This window comes from Asanoa sp. NPDC050611 (assembly GCF_040654855.1).
GTDB lineage: Bacteria > Actinomycetota > Actinomycetes > Mycobacteriales > Micromonosporaceae > Asanoa.
The window spans coordinates 1-20,153 of sequence record NZ_JBFAIU010000053.1 but is presented as its reverse complement, the minus strand read 5'-3'; the positions used below and the strand labels follow the sequence as shown (position 1 = coordinate 20,153).

At 71.1% G+C, this 20,153-nt stretch carries 15 protein-coding genes; 12 read left to right on the top strand and 3 right to left on the bottom strand.

What is annotated here, in order from left to right; translation table 11 throughout:
- Positions 1 to 58: 58 nt before the first annotated feature.
- The 6 genes from AB0H87_RS11280 to AB0H87_RS11255 are packed head-to-tail and all read left to right on the top strand — an operon-like array spanning position 59 to position 4,843.
- Positions 59 to 808 carry an SDR family oxidoreductase gene (locus tag AB0H87_RS11280; protein WP_360142787.1) on the top strand — a complete coding sequence of 250 codons (750 nt, stop codon included), beginning with the start codon at positions 59 to 61 and terminating at the stop codon, positions 806 to 808.
- Between the two features lie 19 nt (positions 809 to 827).
- Positions 828 to 1,547 (top strand): FadR/GntR family transcriptional regulator, encoded by a 720-nt coding sequence (locus AB0H87_RS11275; protein WP_360142785.1) that lies wholly within the window; start codon positions 828 to 830, stop codon positions 1,545 to 1,547.
- The gene (gene dgoD / locus AB0H87_RS11270) at positions 1,528 to 2,676 is read left to right on the top strand and encodes a galactonate dehydratase (RefSeq protein WP_360142783.1); all 1,149 of its coding nucleotides are present in this window, start codon (positions 1,528 to 1,530) and stop codon (positions 2,674 to 2,676) included. Before AB0H87_RS11275 ends, dgoD begins: the two co-directional genes overlap by 20 nt.
- On the top strand, positions 2,670 to 3,422 hold the full coding sequence (locus tag AB0H87_RS11265; RefSeq protein ID WP_360142781.1) for a hypothetical protein: 753 nt from the start codon (positions 2,670 to 2,672) through the stop codon (positions 3,420 to 3,422). The genes dgoD and AB0H87_RS11265 overlap by 7 nt, the downstream gene beginning before the upstream one ends.
- Positions 3,422 to 4,291, top strand: a complete 870-nt coding sequence (locus AB0H87_RS11260; RefSeq protein WP_360142779.1) for a class I SAM-dependent methyltransferase — start codon at positions 3,422 to 3,424, stop codon at positions 4,289 to 4,291. Before AB0H87_RS11265 ends, AB0H87_RS11260 begins: the two co-directional genes overlap by 1 nt.
- A 42-nt stretch (positions 4,292 to 4,333) precedes the next feature.
- Entirely contained in the window at positions 4,334 to 4,843 is a 510-nt protein-coding gene (locus AB0H87_RS11255) for an FBP domain-containing protein (RefSeq protein ID WP_360142777.1), read from the top strand.
- Between the two features lie 46 nt (positions 4,844 to 4,889).
- On the opposite strand, the gene AB0H87_RS11250 is transcribed toward AB0H87_RS11255, so the two are convergent.
- Positions 4,890 to 5,957 carry a DUF2855 family protein gene (locus tag AB0H87_RS11250; RefSeq protein WP_360142775.1) on the bottom strand — a complete coding sequence of 356 codons (1,068 nt, stop codon included), beginning with the start codon at positions 5,955 to 5,957 and terminating at the stop codon, positions 4,890 to 4,892.
- Between the two features lie 79 nt (positions 5,958 to 6,036).
- Between AB0H87_RS11250 and AB0H87_RS11245 the strand changes: the two genes are divergently transcribed.
- On the top strand, positions 6,037 to 7,170 hold the full coding sequence (locus AB0H87_RS11245; RefSeq protein ID WP_360142773.1) for a DUF3578 domain-containing protein: 1,134 nt from the start codon (positions 6,037 to 6,039) through the stop codon (positions 7,168 to 7,170).
- A gap of 32 nt (positions 7,171 to 7,202) precedes the next feature.
- On the opposite strand, the gene AB0H87_RS11240 is transcribed toward AB0H87_RS11245, so the two are convergent.
- Together AB0H87_RS11240 and AB0H87_RS11235 are read right to left on the bottom strand one after the other, a co-directional pair.
- Positions 7,203 to 10,892 carry a PQQ-dependent sugar dehydrogenase gene (locus AB0H87_RS11240; RefSeq protein WP_360142772.1) on the bottom strand — a complete coding sequence of 1,230 codons (3,690 nt, stop codon included), beginning with the start codon at positions 10,890 to 10,892 and terminating at the stop codon, positions 7,203 to 7,205.
- Between the two features lie 137 nt (positions 10,893 to 11,029).
- Positions 11,030 to 14,707, bottom strand: coding sequence for a PQQ-dependent sugar dehydrogenase (locus tag AB0H87_RS11235; protein ID WP_360142771.1), 3,678 nt, complete (start codon positions 14,705 to 14,707; stop codon positions 11,030 to 11,032).
- A 338-nt stretch (positions 14,708 to 15,045) separates the two neighbouring features.
- Here AB0H87_RS11235 and AB0H87_RS11230 point away from each other — a divergent pair, with 338 nt between their 5' ends.
- From AB0H87_RS11230 to AB0H87_RS11210, 5 genes are all read left to right on the top strand, one after another.
- On the top strand, positions 15,046 to 16,317 hold the full coding sequence (locus tag AB0H87_RS11230; RefSeq protein ID WP_360142769.1) for a glycosyltransferase family 4 protein: 1,272 nt from the start codon (positions 15,046 to 15,048) through the stop codon (positions 16,315 to 16,317).
- Positions 16,318 to 16,366: 49 nt separating this feature from the next.
- Positions 16,367 to 17,308: a hypothetical protein gene (locus tag AB0H87_RS11225; protein WP_360142767.1), complete on the top strand. Its 942-nt coding sequence runs from the start codon at positions 16,367 to 16,369 to the stop codon at positions 17,306 to 17,308.
- A gap of 53 nt (positions 17,309 to 17,361) precedes the next feature.
- Positions 17,362 to 18,651 (top strand): O-antigen ligase family protein, encoded by a 1,290-nt coding sequence (locus AB0H87_RS11220; RefSeq protein WP_360142765.1) that lies wholly within the window; start codon positions 17,362 to 17,364, stop codon positions 18,649 to 18,651.
- Positions 18,652 to 18,660: 9 nt separating this feature from the next.
- On the top strand, positions 18,661 to 19,503 hold the full coding sequence (locus tag AB0H87_RS11215) for a glycosyltransferase family A protein (protein WP_360142763.1): 843 nt from the start codon (positions 18,661 to 18,663) through the stop codon (positions 19,501 to 19,503).
- A partial coding sequence (locus AB0H87_RS11210) for a glycosyltransferase (RefSeq protein WP_360142761.1) occupies positions 19,497 to 20,153 on the top strand: 657 nt, incomplete at its 3' end. The genes AB0H87_RS11215 and AB0H87_RS11210, both read left to right, overlap by 7 nt.

Sequence of the window (20,153 nt, the reverse complement as noted above, 5' to 3'; positions counted from 1 at the left end):
TGGCCTGTCAACATATCTTCGTAATTAATGAAGACATCGTGATCCGGGAGGGCGCCGCATGGCGGGTAGCTTCGCAGGTCGCACCGCTGTTGTCACGGGTGCGGCCGGGGGCATCGGCGCTGCTTGCGCGGTCCGGCTGGCGGCCGACGGTGCCGCCGTCGTGCTCGCCGACGTGCGGCCGGCCGACGCCGTGGCCGCCCGGATCACGGCCGCCGGCGGCCGTGCGAAGGCAGTGCTGGCCGACGCTGGTGACGAGGGCGACTGGGCCCGGGTCGCGGCTACCGCGCGTGACGAGTTCGGCCCCGTCGGCGTGCTGGTCAGCAACGCGTACACAGTGGATGTCGCACCTGCCGACCAGACCAGCCTGAGCTCCTGGGACCGCCAGATCGCGGTCACCCTCACCGGCACCTTCCTCGGCGTCAGGTCGCTGCTGCCCGACCTGCGCGCCCACGAGGGCAGCGTGGTCGTGGTCTCGTCGGTGCACGCGCTGGTCGGGCTCCCCGGCCGTCCCGCCTACGCGGCCGCCAAGGGCGGGCTTGTCGCGCTGGCCAGGCAGCTCGCGGTCGAGTATGGTCCGGCGCTGCGGGTCAACACCGTCCTACCTGGACCGATCATGACCGCCGCATGGGACTGGGTATCCGAGGACGACCGCGCGCGCAGCGTGGCCGAGACGGTGGCCAAGCGGTTCGGCACGCCCGAGGAGGTGGCCGCCGCCGTGGCGTTCCTGGCCTCTCCCGACGCGGCCTACGTGACCGGCGCCAGCCTCGTGGTCGACGGCGGCTGGACCGCCACCAAAGCGTCCGCGTGAATCAGGGAGAGACGACAGCATGCAGCAGTACACGGCGCGCGGCGTGCACGGCCAGACGGTTGAGCTCCTCGCACAGCGGATCGTCACCGGGCAGCTCTCCGAGGGCGCCATCCTCGACCTGACCGCGTTGCAGTCCGAGTTCGACGTCAGTCTCACCGTGCTGCGCGAGGCGCTGCGGGTGCTCGCCGCCAAGGGCATGGTCGACGCCCGGCCCAAGCGCGGCACCTTCGTGCGCCCGCGGGCGGCCTGGAGCCTGCTCGACGCCGACGTGCTGCGCTGGCAGTTCGCCCGCGCCCACCGGCCCGGGCTCTTCGACGACCTGCACGAGCTGCGCAGCATCGTCGAGCCCGGCGCCGCCAGCCTGGCCGCCGCGCGGGCCACCGAGGAGGACCTCGCGGCACTGGACGCGGCGCTCGAGGACATGGCCGCCGCCGGCGCCGACCCGCTCGCCGCGGTCGCCGCCGACCTCGCCTTCCACCGCGCCCTGCTCGCCGCCACCCACAACGAGCTGATCCAGCGCATGGAGGTGGTGATCGAGACGGGTCTGGCCGAACGCGACCGGATGGTGCACGGCGCCGACGGACCCACCGATCCGGTGCCCAGCCACAAAGCAGTGGTCGACGGGATCCGGCGACACAACCCCGCACAGGCCGCGCGCGCCATGCGCAAGCTGCTCGACCAGGCCATCGAAGACGTGGCCAGGCTGGAGAGAACCCCGCGTGAAGATCGACAAGATTGAGACCTTCCTCGTCGCACCGCGCTGGCTGTTCTGCCGCGTCGCCACCGACGAAGGGCTGGTGGGTTGGGGCGAGCCGGTGGTCGAGGGCCGCGCCGAGGTGGTCCGCGCCGCGGTCGAGGTGCTCAGCGAGTACCTGCTCGGCGAGGACCCGCTGCGGATCGAGCAGCACTGGCAGGTGCTGACCAAGGGCGGCTTCTACCGGGGCGGTCCGGTGCTCTCCAGCGCCATCGCGGGCCTCGACCAGGCGTTGTGGGACATCGCCGGGCAGGCGTACGGCGCACCCGTGCACGCCCTGCTCGGTGGCGCGGTCCGGGAGAAGGCCAGGGTGTACGCGTGGATCGGTGGCGACGAGCCCGGCGAGCTCACCGACGCGGTGGCGGAGCACGTGGCGGCCGGGATGACCGCGGTGAAGATGAACGCCAGCGGCCGGCTCTCCCCGGTGCCGACCCCGGCCGAGCTCGACGCGATCGTGGCGCGGGTGGCGGCGGCCAGGTCGGCGCTCGGTGACGACCGCGACCTGGCGATCGACCTGCACGGCCGGGCCAGCCTGCCGGCGGCGCGGATGATCCTGCCGGCGGTCGCGCCGCTGCGGCCGCTGCTCGTCGAGGAGCCGCTGGTCCCGGAGCAGATCCACCTGCTCGGCGACCTGGTGCGCGGCACCACGATCCCGGTGGCCACCGGCGAGCGCATCTACGACCGGGCCGGCTTCCTGCCCGCGCTGCAGGCGGGGGTCAGCGTGGTGCAGCCGGACCTCTCGCACGCGGGCGGCATCTCCGAGGTGCGCCGGATCGCCTCGCTCGCCGAGACGTACGGCGCGCTGTTCGCACCGCACTGCCCGCTCGGCCCGATCGCGCTCGCGGCCAGCCTGCAGGTCGCCTTCGCCACGCCCAACTTCCTCATCCAGGAACAGAGCATGGGCATCCACTACCACCGCGGCGGCGCGGACCTGCTCGACTACGTGGCCGACCCCGGGCCGCTGCGGATCGTCGACGGCCACATCGCCCGGTGGGACGCGCCCGGCCTCGGCATCACGATCGACGAGCAGGCCGTCCGGGCGGCCGACGCGGCCGGGCACGCCTGGCGCAACCCGGTCTGGCGGCACGAGGACGGGTCGTTCGCCGAATGGTGACGGTCACCGCCGACCCCGCGCACGGCGGTCGGTGGACGTCGCTGCGGGCGGCGGGCCGGGAATGGCTCTGGCGCCGGGACGACCCCGCCCGGTCCGCGGTGGAGCCCGGCGCGGCGTTCGTCGACGCCGGCGGGCTCGAGGAGTGCCTGCCGACGATCCGCGGCGAGCCGGACCACGGCGATGCGTGGTCGCGGGCGTGGACCGCGCTCGACCCGGACACCGCCGAGGTCGCGGGATCCGGCTATGTGCTGCGCCGCACCTTCGCCGCCACCGAGGGCGCGCTGGTGGTCACCTACTCCTTACGGGCCGAGCCCGGCTGGCGGTTCCTCTGGGCCGCGCACGCGCTGCTCGACCTCTCCCCCGCGGCGGTGCTGGCGGCGCCGCCCGGCACGCGGACCCGGGTCGACGACGGCCCGGACGCGCAGTGGCCCACGCCGCTCGCCGACCTCGGGCCGGACGACGGCACCGCGACCGGCGCGATCCTGGTCGACTGTCCACAGGTGACGGCGGTGGACGGCGAGCGGCTCACGTTCGCGCTCGACGCGCCCGGGCAGCCGGTGTCCACCGCGCTCTGGCGGAACCTGCGCGGCTGGCCGGCGCACGGCCCGTACCGGAGCATCGGCGTCGAGCCCATGCTGGGCCGGGCCTGGGACCTGGCGCTCGCCGGACCGGGCGACGCCGCGGTGGTGCCGGTGTCCGGGGTGTGTGACTGGCGTTTGCGGATCACCGCGCTACCGTCAAAGTGATGGTCGAGACCGCGCACGCGAGCCGCACCGCCGTGCTGGTGTGCCAGGGGCGCGCCGCGGCGCACGGTCTCGTCGCGCCGGAGCGGTTCGCCGACCCGACCGCCCTGCCGCTGCTGCGCGAGGACGAGCGCATGCCCGTGCGCTGGGTGCGCGACGGGCGGACGCCGAAGGAGTGGCGGGCCCGGATCGACTTCGAGACGGTCAAGGCGATCACCGAGCTGATGGTGCCGCGCACGGTCGCCATCGACGACGCCCTGCGGGAACGGCCCGGCCCGCAGGTCGTGATCCTCGGCGCCGGCCTCGACGGGCGCGCCTGGCGGATGCCGGAGTTGGCCGACGCCGCCGTGTTCGAGGTGGACCAGCCCGCCTCGCAGGCCGACAAGCGGGCCCGCGCCGCCGCGCTGACCGGTCCTCCCCCGGCCTTCGTCCCGGTGGACTTCCGCACCGACGACCTGAGCGCGGAGTTGGCCGCCGCCGGGCACGCCGGTGACCGGCCCACGACCTGGATCTGGGAGGGCGTGGTGCCCTACCTCACACCCGCCGAGGTCGAGGCCACGGTCGGCGCGGTGGCCGCCTGCTCGGCTCCGGGCAGCCGGCTGATCGTCAACTTCCAGCTTCCCGTGCCGTTCCTCAAACTGGGTTTCCTGGTCGGCCGCGCGCTGGCCCGGTCGACCGGCCGGTCCAGCATGTTCACCCGGGAGCCGTGGCGCTCGACCTGGACGCCCAGCGCGATGGCCGACCTGCTGGCCCGGCACGGGTTCACCGTCGTGCGGGACCAGAACATGCTCGACGTGGCGGAGACGATGCCGGTGCCGGTCTGGCACCGCCGGTCGCTGGCCCAGAGCCAGGTGCAGGTCGCCGACCGGTAAATCCAGGTGACCCGGGGGCTCCCGGCGGTTAGTTTCGCCGACGTGGAACCCCTGACCGAAGCCGCCATCCGGGACTCGTTCGTCAACTGCAGCAAGGGCGAGGCGGGCCGGATCCGGCTGCCCGTGGGCTTCGCCGACGGCGGCGTGCCCTGGGCCGACCTGGACTTTCTCGGCTGGACCGACCCCGCGGCGCCGCTGCGGGCCCTGCTGGTCGTGCCGGGTCCGACCGGCCCGACCGGTGTCGTGCTGCGCCGGCCCGAGGTGCGCCGCAGCACCGGCATGTCACGGTCGAGCATGTGCCAGGTCTGCCTGACCGACCACGCGGCATCCGGGGTGGCCCTGTTCGTCGCGCCGCTTGCGGGTCCGGCCGGGCGCAGCGGCAACACCGTCGGGCAGTACCTCTGCGCCGACCTGGCCTGTTCGCTCTACCTGCGCGGCAAGCGGCAGCCGAAGCTGCGGCTGGTGCGGCGCGAGGAGACGCTGAGCCTCGAGGAGCGCATCGACCGGGCGATGGCCAACCTGGCCGCCTTCACCGGGCGGGTTTTGGGGTGATTTGAACAGATTGGCGGGCGTGACCCGGACGGAGGCACTCGCCGAGTCATAGCCGGAGGATCTGGCCGACCCGGGCGGGCATCCGCCCGGCGACCGCGGCCAGCCAGGCGGTGCGCAGGGCCTCCGGGCCGTGCCCGACCTGGATGTCGACCCGGTCGCCGAGCGCGTCGACGAACCGGCGCCAGGCCACGCTGAACCGGCGGTCGAGCTCGTCGCGCCCCCAGTCGGCGGCGCGCTCGCGCATGCCCACCGGTGCGAAGAAGAACTCGCCCGCGGCCTCGATGTTGGGAATCTGGTACGTCAGCCCGACCGCGATGTCCCGGACCAGGTGGTCGCCGAGGTGCTCGCGCAACGCGGCCCGGGTCGCGGGCGCGCCGGACAGGTCGAGATAGGCGGTCGGGACGGGGGTGAGGGTCTCGACCTGGGCGTACGAGAGCACGTCGTCATAGCAGCCGAGCGACGCGGTGTACGCGACGTTGCCGGGCGAGGTGAGCCCGACGACCCGGGCGCCCCGCCCCCGCAACTCGAACGCGGCGGCGTACGCGGTCTTGCTGGACGCCGAGGAGAGCACCACCGCCGCCGCGCCGTAGAACCCGTTGTCGACGACCTGGTCGGCGAGCATGAACGAGGTGAAGAACAGCGGCCGGAAGAGCACGAGCAGGTCTTCCTCGTCGACCCGGTAGGCCGGGTCACCGGTGGTGAGCCGGTAGGCGTTGTAGGCCGAGGGCAGGTCGGCCCGGTGCGGGCTGCCGTCCCGGAACCCCGTGCCGTCGACCCGCTCGGGCCGCACCACGAGATGGCTGGCCGGCGGCAGGTACCCGTAGACCCGCTGGCCCACCTCGACACCGGCGACGGTCGACGCGACCACCTCGGCGAACCCCCAGAGTGGCACGAGCCCCCAACCGGCCTCGAGCCCGCGACCGTCGGGCGGGAAGAACCGCCAGTACCGGAACGACTCACCGAGCACGGCATAGGTCACGTTGTTGGCGGTCATCCCGACCCGGTCGACGCGCAGCACCGCCTCACCGTCGCGCGCCCGGACCTCGGGCCCGTGTGCGACGGTGGTGCGGGTCAGCTCGTCACGGTCGACAGCGAACGTCCACGAAGGAGTCATTCAGCGACGGTAAAGCGCCAGCCGGTTCTGGACAAATGGGCGTCCATTGTGCCCGGCAATCGGCCTATGCTGGCCTGTCATGGAGCTACGAGCGATGCTGGCCGGCGTTAGAGATCATGAATACGACCACCGAGCAGGGCAAGACCAGCCAGCCCAAAAGTTCCTCCAAAGCGTGCGACGATCACTGACCGCCGGCCTTCCCGTAGGCATGCACGTGCGAGTTAGCGGCTCGGGTCAAAGCTTGCCCGTAATCCCGTGGATCGCTGTCTTAAATCCAGACGTCACGAAGACCGCGCAAGAGGGTCTTTACGTTGTGTATCTCTACCGACGTGATCTTTCACGACTTTACTTGAGCATGAACCAAGGCGCCACTCAGCATTTGCGGCATGCGCAGGTTAATGGACACAAAGGCGCGGCCGCCGAACGGGTTGCGCTGGAAGAGTTGGGCAAAGAAAGCGCGATGCTTCGCGACGGCTTGAGCGACGCCGCGCTGGACGGCCTGGCGGACAAGATCGAACTCGGAGCCGACCGCTACTTCCTGCCACGCGGCTACGAATTGGGCAATATCGCGGCAATCGAGTATGACGTGGCGCACTTGCCTTACGACGAGTTCCTCGGCGCCGACCTAACCCGCCTGCTTGCGCTGTATGCCAGCTGCGTAGAGATCAAGAAAGAGATCCTTGCTACGCAACCAGGGCGTATCCACACGAGCGTTGGCGCTACCAAAGAGACAGTAAAGCTTCCACTCAAACAGCCGGTATTTCGACCCAACAGCTCGACTGAATACGTTGCGCAGGTTGACGCGCAGGTACAACGAAAGTCCCGCCGGCATGAGGCGCTCGTCGAGTTATTTGCCGAGTGGGTCAAAGAGCACGACCTTTATCCCGCAAACAAACACACCGGCCGACGGGACCTCACGGTAGACGGTCAGGGGCAACACTGGCTCGTGGAAGCCAAGGTCGTTGGCGCAAACGCGGAGCATGTTGTGCGCGAGGCTATCGGCCAACTCTTCTCCTACCGCCAGGCGTATTACCGGGATCAGCGAAAGCCTGACCCGGCGCTCGTTGCCCTCTTTTCAGAGCCGATCGGAGAGTACTTCGTCAACCTACTCGTGTCGCTCGGGATCGAGGCCATATGGCGGTCGGGCCCGGCCTGGCAGGGTTTTGGACCGGCTGCCGACACCAGCCTGTTCCATGTGCTAATTGGGATCTAACCGCGTGCTTCCGGCCGAATGCCAGCCGTGCACTAGTTCGGCGTGAAGACGATGGCCTGGTTGTCGGCCAGGACCGCCTGGTTGAACGAGTGTTGCAACGCCGCCGTGCCGGTCGGGTTCTCCAGGCCCACCGTGGCGCTGTCGCCGCGCTCGCGGGTCTTCGAGGCGGTCAGGTCGAAGTAGTTGAAGGCGATCGTGCCGTTCTCGCCCAGGATCGCCTCGACCGAGATGCGGGCCGACGCGGAGCCGTAGTGACCGATGTTGTTCCACTCGATGACGAACTGCCGGTTGGGCGCCGTGCCGGTCACCTTGGTGCGGATGGTGCTGTCCGCGCGCATCACCAGGTCGTCCCAGAAGGCGTACGCCGCGGCGTTGGGCAGCGCGGTCGACGGGATCGCCGCGTTCTCGGGCTGGGCCCAGTCGGGCTCGGCGAACGCCACGAAGCCGTTCGTCGAGATCCACGCCTGCGTCCTCGCGACGCCGTAGAACGGCACCTGGAACGGCAGGTCGACCTGCGCCGTGGCGTCGTCACCGGTGAGCGGGACCGTGGTGCCGCCGGTCGCCGGCGCGTACGTCCGCTGCTCGGTCGTCTTCGTGTAACCGCCCGACGGAGGCGGCGGCGTGGTGCTGCCGACGGCGATGTTCGCGGTCGCGGTCCCGCCGGCCGTCACCGTCACGGTCTTCGCCGCCGACTGGCCCGACGACGTCGCGGTCACCGTGTAGGTGCCCGCCGGCACCGCGCCGAACTGGTAGGCGCCGCCGGTCGCCGTCACGGTCGACCCGCCGCCCGGCGCGAGCGTCACCGCGGCGCCGACGATCGGGGTGCCGGTGCCGGCGTTGGTGACCACGCCCTGGATCGTGCCGGTGGTCGGGGCCGGCGGCGGGTCGTCGGACCCACCTCCGGTGGGCGTGAACGTGACCCGCTTGCCGTTGGCCAGGTTCGGCTGGTTGAACGAGTAGGTCGTCGCGGTCGCGCCCGCCGCGTCCTCGATGCCCACCGTCGCCGAGTTGCCGTACTCCCGCGCGCTGTTGAGCAGGTCGTAGTTGAAGTCGATCCGGCCGGACTCGTAGAGCACCGCGCTCACCGACAGCCGCGCCGAGTTGGAGCCGTAGTGGCCGACGTTCTCCCACTCGACCACGAACCGGCGGTTGGGCGCCGAGCCGAGCGTCTCCGTGCGGATCGCCGAGTCCGCCCGCAGCACGAGGTCGTCCCAGAACGGGTAGATGCCGGCGTTCGGCGCGTCGCCGTTGGGCAGGGCGCTGTTGACGGCGATCAGGCCGGCCTGGCCCGGGTCCGTGAACGACAGGAACCCGTTGCTGGCCACCCACACGTTGTTCTGCGGGACGCCGTAGAACGGGAACGCGAACGGCAGCGACACCTGCTGCTTCACGTCGTCGCCGGCCAGCGGCAGCGTGGTCGCGCCGGCGCCCACGAACGACTGCCCGGTGGCATCGCTCACCTCGTAGCCGCCACCACCGTCCTGGGTCGCGACATAGCTGGCGGTGTACGTCGTCAGCGTGCTCGGCGCGGTGATCACGTGGGTCGCGGCGCCGTTGTCGGACCAGCGGTCGAACGCGTACCCGGACTGCGGTGTCGGCGCGCTGATCGAGTTCGTCGAGCCGGCCAGCACGGTACGCGTCGCGGGTGTCGTCACCAGCACACCGTTGACGGACAGCTCCAGACCCGGCGGGTTGCTCGTGAAGGTCAGGTCGACGCTTCGCGGGTCGAGTCGCCGGGTGACCGTGTGGGTGAGCCCGCCGCTGTCCGTCGCGGTCAGCTTGAGGTCCAGATAGGACGGATACTCGTGGTCCGGCGCGTTGAACGACCCGGACGCCACGCCGTCCCACTCCTGCACGTTGTGGGTGTGGCAGTTGTCGGCCGCGTAGCAGTGCTGCAGCAGCAGCTGCCAGTGCAGCGCCGACGCCGGCAGGTTGCCCTGCTGTGGATCGGTCGCGTGCCCGCTGAACGCGATCGGGTCGCCGACCTTGAAGTTCGGGTTGCTCGCCGGGGTGTCGATGACCGCCGTGGGCGCGCCCGTGCCGACCAGGATCTGGACGGTCTTCTCCGAAGCGAGGCCGCCGAGGTCGCTGACGCGCAGGCGGGCGGTGTAGGTGCCCGTGGTGGTGTAGGTGTACGACGCGGTCACGCCCGACGCGTCCCACGAGCCGTTGTTCGTGAAGTCCCACTGGTAGGAGAGCACCTCGCCGGCGTCCGGGTCGGTGGAACCGGAGGCGTCGAAGGTGACGTTCAGCGGCGCGTTGCCCGAGGCCGGCGTCGCGGTCACCGCGGCGGTCGGCGGCTGGTTGCCGGTGTTGTACTCGAACCGCCGGATCGTGCCGCCGGTGTGGTCGACGTAGTAGAGCCGCTTGTCCGGCCCGATCTCCAGGTCGACCGGGGTCGCGGCGGTCGAGGTGAACGGCACGATGTGGTCGCGGTCCGGCACGCCGCCGGCGCCCGGCAGCATCGCCCAGATGCACTGCCGCGCGTAGTCGCCGAAGAACAGCGCGCCGCGGTACGTCGCCGGGTAGTTGCCGCCGCCGGCCGGGTAGAACGCGACCGCGCTGGGCGAGGAGCCGCCGGTCGGGCAGCCGTCGCCGGAGACGACCGCGGCGGCGTGGTTGTAGGTGTACTGCGGCGGCACCACCGCGCTCGGGCCGTGTGAGTAGAGGGACTCGCAGAGCGTGAGGTTGGGCGAGTCGTAGCCGTTCTGCCGGTTCTCACCCTCGTAGCAGGGCCAGCCGAAGTTCTCGACCGGGCCGTTGAGCGGGTCGGCCAGCCGGTCGATCTCCTCCCACGTGCGCCAGCCGATGTCGCCGAACCAGACCTCGGAGGTGCCCGGCCGGAAGGCCCAGCGGTACGGGTTGCGCAGCCCGTACGCGAGGATGCGCCGGGTGTTCGGGTCGGCACTGCCGGCCATCGGGTTGTCCGGCAACGCGGCGCCGGTGGCCGGGTCGACCCGGATGAACGTGCCGGACAGGCTCGTCGGGTCGGCCGGGGTGCGGACGTCCTGCGAGCGCAGCGCGCCACCCTCGGCGGTCGGCGGGGTCATCGTGCCGCCGACCGGCGCGCCCGGGTCGCCGCAGCCGTTGGTGACCAGGCCGCGCTGGCCGTAGTCGGGGAAGCTCGGCGACGCGCCCTCGCCGCCGCTGACGTAGAGCGCGCCGTCGGGGCCGAAGCCGATGTCGCCGATCGCGTGCGTCTCGTACTGCACGCACCAGTCGTGCATCAGCACCTGCTCGCTGCCGGTCATCACGTCACCGGCGATGCGCAGGCGGGAGACGCGGTTGCTGACCAGGCAGTCGCCGTCGTTGCTGCAGCGGTCGTTGTACGTCGGCGCGCTGCCGCCGATCGGGCCGTCGAACGTGTAGCTGACGTAGACGTACGGCGTCGACGGGAAGTCCGGCGGCACCGCGAGACCGAGCAGGCCGAGGTCGCCGTAGGTGAACACCTCGTCGCGCAGGTCGGCGAACGTCGTCGGCGTGGTGTCGGACAGGCTGTCGTAGATCTTGATGATGCCGTTCTTCTGCGCGACGAGGATCCGGCCGTCGGGCGCGAACACCAGCTTCGTCGGGTTGGCCAGGCCGGACATCACCACCTGCTCGGTGAACCCGGTGGGCGGCGGGCCGGCCGCGGCCGGGGCGGCGAGAACGCCCAGGGTCAGCGGCGCGCCCATCACCAACGTCAGCAGGCCGGCGAAGAACCGCCGCACGCTCAACGACACCGTTCTGCTCCATCCCCGCGCCACGACGGGCGACGACAACACATGCTCGCGCCGCGGACGAAAGCTGATCGTCAGCCGCGTGCCCTGTCCCGTTAACCGGACGGTCCGATTTGGCCGCCCGGTCGGTCGCGGGATCGTCAGTTGGGCGTGAACACGATGGCCGTGCCGTTGGACAGCACGCCCTGGTTGAACGAATGCTGCACGGCGTTGGCGCCGGCCGCGTCCTCGATGCCGACGGTCGCCGAGTCACCGCGTTCCCGGGCCGACGTGGCCAGGTCCGCGTAGTTGAAGGCGATCTCGCCGGACTCGGAGAGCACCACCTGGGCCGAGATCCGTGCTGATGACGAACCGTACATGCCCGTGTTGAACCAGTCCACGACGAACTGGCGGTTGGGCGCCGAGCCGACCACCTTCGTGCGGACCGCGCTGCCGGTGCGCTGCACGAGGTCGTCCCAGTACGGGTAGAGCGCCGCGTTCGGCAGCGCCGCCGCCGGGATCGCCGTGTTCTCCGGCGTCGCACCGTTGGGGTTGACGAACGACAGCACGCCGTTGGTCGACACCCAGGCCGTGGTCTGCTGCTGTCCGTAGAACTCGAACCCGAACGGCAGCGTGACCTGGCCGACGGCGTCGTCGCCGGTGAGCGGCAGCACCGTGCCGTCCGCGGTCGACACGTACGGGCGCGCCTGCGTCGTCTTGGTGTAGTCGCCCGATCCTGGCGGTGGGCCGGTCAGCGTGAGGTTGACGGTGTGGCTGCCGCCCGCGGTCACCGTCACCGGCGCGGAGCCGGTGAACCCGCCCGGCGCGGTGCCGGCGACGGTGTAGGCGCCCGGCGTCACCCCGGTGAACTGGTAGGAGCCGTTGGCGGCGCTGGTCGCCGTGCGTCCCGACGGTGACAGCGTCAGCGTGGCACCGCCGAGCGGCGAGCCGTTGGCGCTGACCACGCCGGAGACGGTGCCGGACGTCGGCGGCGGCGTGCCACCGGGCGGCGAGAACGTGACGGTCGTGCCGTCCCGCAACACCGGCTGGTCCACGGAGTAGGCGAGCCCGACGGTGCCGGAGGCGTCCTCGATGCCGACGGTGGCCGAGTTGCCCTCTTCACGGTCGTTCGTGGACAGATCGGCGTAGTGGTAGGTGATGGTCCCGTTCTCGCTGAACACGGCCGAGAACCGGATCCGCCCGGAGCTGGAGCCGTAGTAGCCGCTGTTGCGCCATTCGACGGTGAACTTCCGGTTCGGCGCCGTGCCGGTCACCCCGGTCCGCACCGTCGAGTCGGCCCGCTGCACGAGGTCGTCCCAGAACGGGTAGACGGTGGCGTTCGGGACGCCGGTCGACGGCAGCGGCCCGTTGAGACCCAGCGCGCCGGCCGGGTCGGTGAACGAGACGAACCCGTTGGTGGACACCCAGGCGTTCCCGTATTCCTGGCCGTAGAGGCGGAACGGGAACGGCAGGGTCACGGGCGTGACCGCGTCGTCACCGGTCAGCGGCAGCACCGTGCCGTCGGCGGCGGCGAACGGCTGCCCGGTCTGCGTGCTGCACGTGTAGCCGAAGCTGTCGGCGCAACCCGTCTCGCTGCTGAACGTCGCCGTGTAGGTCGCGGCCGCCGTGGGCGCGGTGATCACGTGGCTGTTGGCACCGCCGTCGGACCAGCTCGCGAACGTGTTCACCGCGCCGGCTGTGCTCTGCGGCGACGGTGCGCTGACCGTGTTCGTCGAGCCCTGGATGACGGTGCGGGTGAAGGGCGTCGTGCCGGTGAACGCGCCGACGTTGAGCTGCAGCCCGGCCGGGTCGCTGCGGAACGTCAGGTCGACGGTCTTCGGGTCGAGCTGGCGGGACACCGTGTGGCTGAGCCCGTCCGCGTCGGTCGCGGTCAGCTCGAGCTCCAGATAGGACGGATAGTCGTGGTCGGGCGCGACGAACGAGCCGCCCGCGACGCCGGTCCACTGCTGCACGTCGTGGATGTGGCAGTTGCCGACGCTCTCGCAGTGGTGCATCCGCAGCCGCCAGGACAGCCCACCGGCCGGCAGCGTGCCCTGCTCGGCGTCCGTGGCGTGGCCGGTGAAGGCCACCGTGTCGCCCACCTTCCAGGTGGTCGTGGCGGCCGGGGTGTCGATGGTGGCGACCGGCGCGGTGCGGCCGGGCTGGATGGTCACCAGGTGCGTGTCGCTCGCGCCGAGCGTGTCGGTCACGGTGAGCTTCGCGGTGTAGCTGCCCGAGGCCGGGTAGGTAAAGGCGGCGGTCACCCCGGTCGCGTCGGTCGAGCCGTCGTTGGTGAAGTCCCAGGCGTATGTGAGCCGGCCCTCGTCGGCCGGGTCCGCGTCGGTCGAGGCGCCGGCGTCGAAGGCGACCCGCAGGGGCTGCCCGGCGACCAGCGCGGCGCTGAACGTCGCGACCGGCGGCTGGTTGCCCGGGAAGTAGCGGATCCGCCGGACCGTGCCGCCGAGGTCGACGTAGTAGAGCTCGTTGCCCGGGCCGATGGCCAGATCGACCGGGCCGGCCGCGGCCTGCCCGAACGCCTCGATCGAGCTGGTGGAAGGCAGCCCACCGACGGTGGTGCGCTTCATCGCCCAGATGCAGTTGCGGGAGTAGTCGGCGAAGAACAGCCCGCCCGCGTACGCCGCCGGGTAGTTGCCGCCGCTCGTCGGGTAGAACGCCAGGCCGCTGGTCGCGTCGCCGCCGTTGCCGCAGTTCTCACCCGGCACGACCGCGGCGGTGTGGTTGTAGGTGTAGTACGGCGGCGCGTGCCCGCCCGCGGTGTAGAACGACTCGCAGACGTTCAGGTTGGCGCCGTCGTAGGAGGCCATCCGGGCGTTGCCCTCGAAGCACGGCCAGCCGAAGTTGGTGACGCCCGCGGTGGGGCTGGTCACCCGGTTGATCTCCTCCCAGACGTTCCAGCCGACGTCGCCGGCCCACACCTCGTTGGTGCCGGGGCGGATCGTCATCCGGAACGGGTTGCGCAGGCCGTGCGCGACGATCCGGCGCGCGTTGAGGTCGGCGGAGCCCGACAGCGGGTTGCCGGCCGCCGCGGCGCCGGTGGTCGGGTTCAGCCGCAGCACCGCACCGTCGAGGCCGGTCGGGTCGGCGGTGGTGCGGACGTCCTGCGAGCGCAGGGCGCCGCCCTCGGCGGTGGGCGGGTTCATCACGCCACCGACGCCGGAGGGCGGGTCGGCGCACGGGTTGCGCGGGGTGCCGAGCTGGCCGTAGTCGGTGGCGCTGAAGCTCGCGCCGTCACCGGCGGTGACGTAGAGCATGCCGTCGGCACCGAACTTGAGGTCACCGATCGAGTGGCTGGGGAACTGCTGGCACCAGTCGGTGATGAGCACCTGCTCGCTGCCGGTCATCACGTTGCCGGCGGCCTGCAACCGGGACAGCCGCCCCTGCACGATGCACTGGCCGTTGTTGGCGTCGCCGCAGTTGTCGTTCCAGTAGGGCGCGGCCTGCCCGGGCGGCGCGTCGTAGGTGTAGAGCACGTAGACGTAGGGGTTCGCCGGGAAGTCCGGCGGCAGCGCCAGGCCGAGCAGGCCGCGGTCCCACACGTTGAAGACGTTGGTCGACAGGTCGGCGAAGACCGTGGGCGTCGGGTCGGCCAGGTTGTCGAAGACCTTGACCCGGCCGCCCTTCTCGGCCACGAAGATGCGGCCGTCGGGAGCGAACTCGATGTTCGTGGGCTGGCTGAGCCCGCTGAACACGATCTGTTCCTGGAATCCGGTCGGCAGCGTGGTCGCCGCGGCCGGCTGTGCCGGCCCGAACGCCGCGAGCCCGGCGGCGACCAGCGTCGCGGCCAGCACCGTCCGCAGCGGACGTCGTGGGCGCGTCATCGCGCCACCTCCCCGAAGATTCACAAGCACGCATGCCGTACCGCAGGCGCACAGGCTAGCGACTAGATCAAACGGGAGCGATGTCTGAAAGCTGACCGGCAATTCCGGCGCATCGCCACAGTTGGTGGCAGATCAGGGATTTGGCCAACCGACCTGTCAACAACTATCGTCCGGTAATCCGAGGAACAATCGACCGATCGGTCATCGGCATGTAGTGAAGTCGACACCAGAGGTCGCCCGATCACCCTTGCCACGCGCGGCTCGGATAGAGCATCGTCGCCTGTGCTAAGGCTCCCTTAAGGGAGCGCACAATTTGTCCACAGTATCCAGAGGTGGAGATGACCAAATCGCGGGGGCACGTGGTCATCGTGGTGGTGAACCTGCCGGTCGAGCGCGACCGCCGGGTCATTCGCGAGTGCCTGGCGCTGGAAGAGGCCGGCTACCGGGTCACGGTGATCTGCCCGCGGGGTTCTGCCGGCCTGACCCGGCTGCCCGGCAGCAGGTCGACCGACATCCGGTCGTTCCCGCAGCCACTGGCCGGTTCCGGGGTGCTGTCGTTCGCCTTCGAGTTCGCCTGGGCGCTGCTCGCCGTCAGCACGCGGCTGCTCGGCCTGATGCTGCGCACGCGGGTCGACGCCGTCCAGGCCTGCAACCCGCCTGACGTCTTCTGGGTGCTGGCGCTGCTGATGCGCGCGCTCGGCCGACCGTTCGTCTTCGACCACCACGACCTGAGCCCCGAGCTCTACGAGTGCAAAACGGACACACCCAATCCAAAGGTGCTGGCCATCCTCAAGTGGTTCGAGAAGATGTCCTGGCGCCGGGCCTCCGCCGTGGTCTCCACCAACGAGTCCTACCGTGACCTGGCCATCACCCGCGGCGGCGTCGACCCCGGCAAGGTGGTCGTGGTCCGCAACGGCCCGACCATCGCCGAGGTCGCCTACGACGCGCACGCCGCGCGCACCGGCCGGCACCAGATCGTCTACCTCGGTGTCATCAACCCGCAGGACCACGTCGAGGCGGCGGTGCTCGCCGCCGAGCGGCTGATCGGCCTGCGCGGCGACACCGACTGGAAGCTCGTCGTCGCCGGCGACGGCGAGTGCCTGCCCGCCCTCCGCGAGCTGGCCACCGCCCGCAACCTCGACGACGTCGTCGAGTTCCGCGGCTGGTTGGAGGCCGACGAGGTCGACGTGCTGCTCAACAGCGCCACCGTGGCCATCCAGCCCGACCCGCCGACCAAGATGGCCGAGTTGTCGACCATGGCGAAGACTGTCGAATATGTCGCCCGCGGTCTACCGGTGGTCGCCGTCGACCTGCTGGAGACCCGGCGCACGGCCGAGGGTGCCGCGCTCTACGTGCCGACCGGCGCACCCGACGAGCTCGCCAAGGCCCTCGACACGTTGCTGAGCGACGCGGCGACGCGCGCCACGATGAGCCGGATCGCCCGCGAGCGCTTCGTCGAGCAGCTCGCCTGGGACCACCAGGCCAAGTCGTACATCCGACTGTGGGACCGGTTGCTGCTCCAGACGCGAAAAGGTTACAAATCAGGTTCACCGGTGGGGGGAGGCACCCGACCGGCGAGCCCTCGTGATACCAACCATCCGGTCACCTGACGACCTGACGCACCCTCATTTCCGCCGCATTCGATCAAAGGGCCTCTAAATGGACCTCCTTGACCTCCTCAAGCTCGTGTTCCGGCGGTGGTACGTCGCGGTTCCGATCGTCATCGTGACCCTTGCGGCAGCAGTCGCGCTCGGCAGCGCGATCCAGCCGGAATACAAGACGGCCGCCACCGTGATGCTGGTGCCGCCGACCACCTCGGCGGCCGCTCCGGTCAACGGTGCCACCCCGGCGCCGGGCAACCCCTGGCTGCGCATCGGCGAGGTGCAGATGGCCCAGGCCGTGCAGATCTCCGCGTCGTCCAGCGAGTCGCGGCAGAAGGTCGTCGCCGCCGGTGGTGACGACGCGTACGAGATCACCCTGGTCACCCGCAGCTCGATCATGACCGTCGAGGTCTCCAGCGAGACCTCGGCCAAGGCGCTCGCCACCGTCGAGGCGGCCACCAAGCTCATCAACGACGAGGTCGTCGCGCAGCAGGCGAAATACAAGCCCAAGGCGGGCGAGTCGATCACCACGCAGGTGCTCGACCCGGGCCTCAACGTGACGCCGTCGCGGTCCAACGTGCTCCGCGCGCAGATCGTCGTGCTCGCCATCGGCCTGCTCCTGATGGCCGGCGCCGTTGTCGCCTACGACGCGATCGCGCGCCGCCGGCTCACCACGCGGGTCAACAACCGGGCCGGCCTGCGGGCCAACGCCACGGCGGGCTCGGCCGCGGTCGAGCAGCGCCGCCCCCAGCCGCCGCTGGCCGCCAAGGCCGTGGGCCCGGTCAACAAACCGGTCCGCGAGGCAGACGACGACGAGGGGCCCGCCGACGCCACCCAGGTGATCCGGATCAACAGCACCCCGGTGACCGCCAACGGGCACTCCGCCGGCGGGAACCCCCAGCAGGTCTCGGCCGACTTCGTGCGGGCACCGGAGACCGACGACACCATCCTGCTCACCGCGGTGCGGACGCCCAGGCCTGAAGACAACCAGCAGCAGTAGCAGTAGTGCAGACCTACCTATCCGCGCGGCGAACGGCGACCGTCTACGACGGCGTGACACCCAGCGTCATCGAGTTCCGGGACGCGACCGCCTGGGTGAGCTTCACCATCTTCGCGATGTACCTCCTGCCGGCCCGGCTGATCTTCCCGCCGCTGACCACGCTGGGCCGGCCCGGCGTGGTGGCCGGGCTGCTGCTGTTCGTCTGGTGGGCGCTCACCCGCTTCCACCCGTCCCTGGTCACCCGCGGCCAGCAGCCGATGCGCTGGGCGCTGGCCTTCTACTTCGTCACGATCGCGACCTCGTACATCGCCGGACAGGCCCGCGGCCTCGACCCGCTCGAGGCCAACCAGGCCGACCGCACGGTCCTGATGGCGTTCGCGGCCGGCGGCATGCTGCTCGCCGCGTGCGACGGGGTGCTCACCCGCGAGCGGATCGACACCGTCCTGCGCTGGTTCTGCTACGGGTCCGTGGTGATGGCGCTGTTCGCCTTGGCGCAGTTCGCCCTCCGCCAGGACTTCACCGTCTACCTCAAGCTGCCGCCGGTCCTGCAGTTCCAGCGTGACCTGGTCGGCTTCGACGACCGGGGTGGCGGCGGGCTGGTCCGGGTGGCCGGCACGGCCGGCCACTACATCGAGTTCAGCGTGCTGATGGTGGTCGCGCTGGTGGTGGCCATCCACTACGCCCGGTTCGCGGCGACCCGGAGGGACCGGCAGATCTTCGCCGGCATCGCGATCATCGTCGCCGGCGTCATCCCGATCTCGCTGTCCCGCACGGGCGTGCTCGCCCTGGGCGCCGCGATCCTGCTGCTGATCCTGGTCTGGCCGCTGCGCACGACGTTCAACGTGCTGGTGGTCGGCGTGTTCCTCACCGCCATCATCCAGGTGGGCAAGCCCGGCCTGCTCGGTGCGCTGCGGTCGCTGCTGTTCGCCGGCTCGAGCGACCCGAGCGTCCAGGGCCGGCTCGAGGACTACGAGTACGTCGCGCCGTTCATCAAGGAACGGTTCTGGTTCGGCCGCGGCGTCGGCACGTGGCTGCCCGAGCTCTACCAGCTGCTCGACAACCAGTGGCTCGGCACGATGGTGACCACCGGCATCGTCGGCGTGGTCGGCCTGGGCGTGCTCTACCTGACCGGCATCTTCGTCGCCGCCCGGGTCCGCCGGTTCGCCAAGACGGACAGCGACCGTGACCTGGCCGCGGTGCTCGCGGTCGCGATCGGCGTGATGGCGGTGACCGCCTTCACCTTCGACGCGCTCTACTTCTCCACCTACCTGTTCACGATGCACCTGCTGCTCGGCCTGGCCGGCGCGATGTGGCGCCTGACCCGGGCACAGCGACTGAACTGAGGAAGACATATGAGTGGCATCGACATTTTGATGATCACGTACGACCGGCCGGAGTACGTCCGACTGTCCCTGCCACACCTGCTCGACAGCTGCACCGACGACGCGCGGGTCTGGCTGTGGCACAACGGCAGCGACGCCGCGACGCTGGCCGCGGTCGAGGAGTTCCGGCACGACCCGCGGGTGCACCGGTTCCACCACAGCGAGACGAACGCCGGGCTGCGCGAGCCGACGAACTGGCTCTGGTCCGAGTCGTCCGGCGACTACGTGAGCAAGGTCGACGACGACTGCCTGCCCGACAAGTCCTGGCTCGAGGTGCTCCGCCGGGCGCAGGACGACGTGCCGGAGTTCGGCGTCATCGGCACCTGGCGGTTCCCGGATTCCGACGTCCGCCAGGACCTGGTCGACAAGAAGCTGGCCACCTACGCGGGCGGCCACCAGCTCATGCGCAACCACTGGGTGCAGGGCAGCGGCTACCTGCTCAAGCGGGCGATGGTCGAGCGCACCGGCCCGCTGGCCGAGGACGACTCGTTCACGAGCTGGTGCCTCAAGGCCGCGCGGCTCGGCTTCGTCAACGGCTGGATCTACCCGTTCCTGCCGGAGGACCACCTCGACGACCCGCGCAGCCCGCGGACGATCTACCACACCGACGAGGACTTCATGGCCCGCCGGCCGCTGTCCGCGCAGAAGACCGGCGTCCGCACCGTCGCCGAGTGGACCGAGCAGATGAAGCGGTCCGCGTACGTGGTCCAGGCCGCGTCGCTCGACCTGCGCGAGTACTCGGGCTGGCGCCAGCGGAGCCGGTCGCTGACCAAGCGGGTCCGGCGCGCGATCACGGGGCGCGCGCCGTGGTGAGCATCGTGGTGGCCGCGCACAACGAGGCGACGGTCATCGGGCGTACGCTCCGCCACCTGCTCGAGGGCGCCGAGCCCGACGAGTTCGACGTGATCGTGGCGGCCAACGGCTGCACCGACGACACCGCCGGGGTGGCCCGGTCCGTCCCGGGCGTCCGGGTGGTCGAGGTGGAGCGCGCGTCGAAGCCGGCCGCGCTCAACGCCGGCGACGCGGCCGCGACGAGCTTCCCGCGGATCTACCTCGACGCCGACATCCCGCTCTCCGCAGACGGCGCACGGGCGCTCGCGGCGGCCGTCTCCGGGCCCGGTGGCGTGATCGCCGCGGCGCCGCGCCGGGTGCTCGACACCGCCGGGCGGCCGGTGCTGGTCCGCGCCTACTACGCCGTCAACGGACGGCTGCCGGCGTTCCGGGACGCGCTGTTCGGGCGGGGCGCGATCGCGCTGTCCAAGGACGCCCGGGCCCGCTTCGGCGAGTTCCCCGACCTGGTCGCCGACGACCTCTTCCTCGACGCCCTGTTCGCTCCGGGCGAGAAGCGCGAGCTGGCCGAGGTGCCGTCGGTGGTGGCCACCCCGAACCGCACCGCGGACCTGCTCCGCCGGCTCGGCCGGCTGCGCGGCGGGAACACGGCCCTGCGGGAGGCGGCCGCGGCC

Bases quoted from the DNA above. Each gene is read 5' to 3' on its own strand.
- AB0H87_RS11280 (WP_360142787.1), top strand. From the start codon at position 59: ATGGCGGGTAGCTTCGCAGGTCGCACCGCTGTTGTCACGGGTGCGGCC.
- AB0H87_RS11275 (WP_360142785.1), top strand. From the start codon at position 828: ATGCAGCAGTACACGGCGCGCGGCGTGCACGGCCAGACGGTTGAGCTC.
- AB0H87_RS11265 (WP_360142781.1), top strand. From the start codon at position 2,670: ATGGTGACGGTCACCGCCGACCCCGCGCACGGCGGTCGGTGGACGTCG.
- AB0H87_RS11260 (WP_360142779.1), top strand. From the start codon at position 3,422: ATGGTCGAGACCGCGCACGCGAGCCGCACCGCCGTGCTGGTGTGCCAG.
- AB0H87_RS11250 (WP_360142775.1), bottom strand. From the start codon at position 5,957: ATGACTCCTTCGTGGACGTTCGCTGTCGACCGTGACGAGCTGACCCGC.
- AB0H87_RS11245 (WP_360142773.1), top strand. From the start codon at position 6,037: ATGGAGCTACGAGCGATGCTGGCCGGCGTTAGAGATCATGAATACGAC.
- AB0H87_RS11235 (WP_360142771.1), bottom strand. From the start codon at position 14,707: ATGACGCGCCCACGACGTCCGCTGCGGACGGTGCTGGCCGCGACGCTG.
- AB0H87_RS11230 (WP_360142769.1), top strand. From the start codon at position 15,046: ATGACCAAATCGCGGGGGCACGTGGTCATCGTGGTGGTGAACCTGCCG.
- AB0H87_RS11225 (WP_360142767.1), top strand. From the start codon at position 16,367: ATGGACCTCCTTGACCTCCTCAAGCTCGTGTTCCGGCGGTGGTACGTC.
- AB0H87_RS11215 (WP_360142763.1), top strand. From the start codon at position 18,661: ATGAGTGGCATCGACATTTTGATGATCACGTACGACCGGCCGGAGTAC.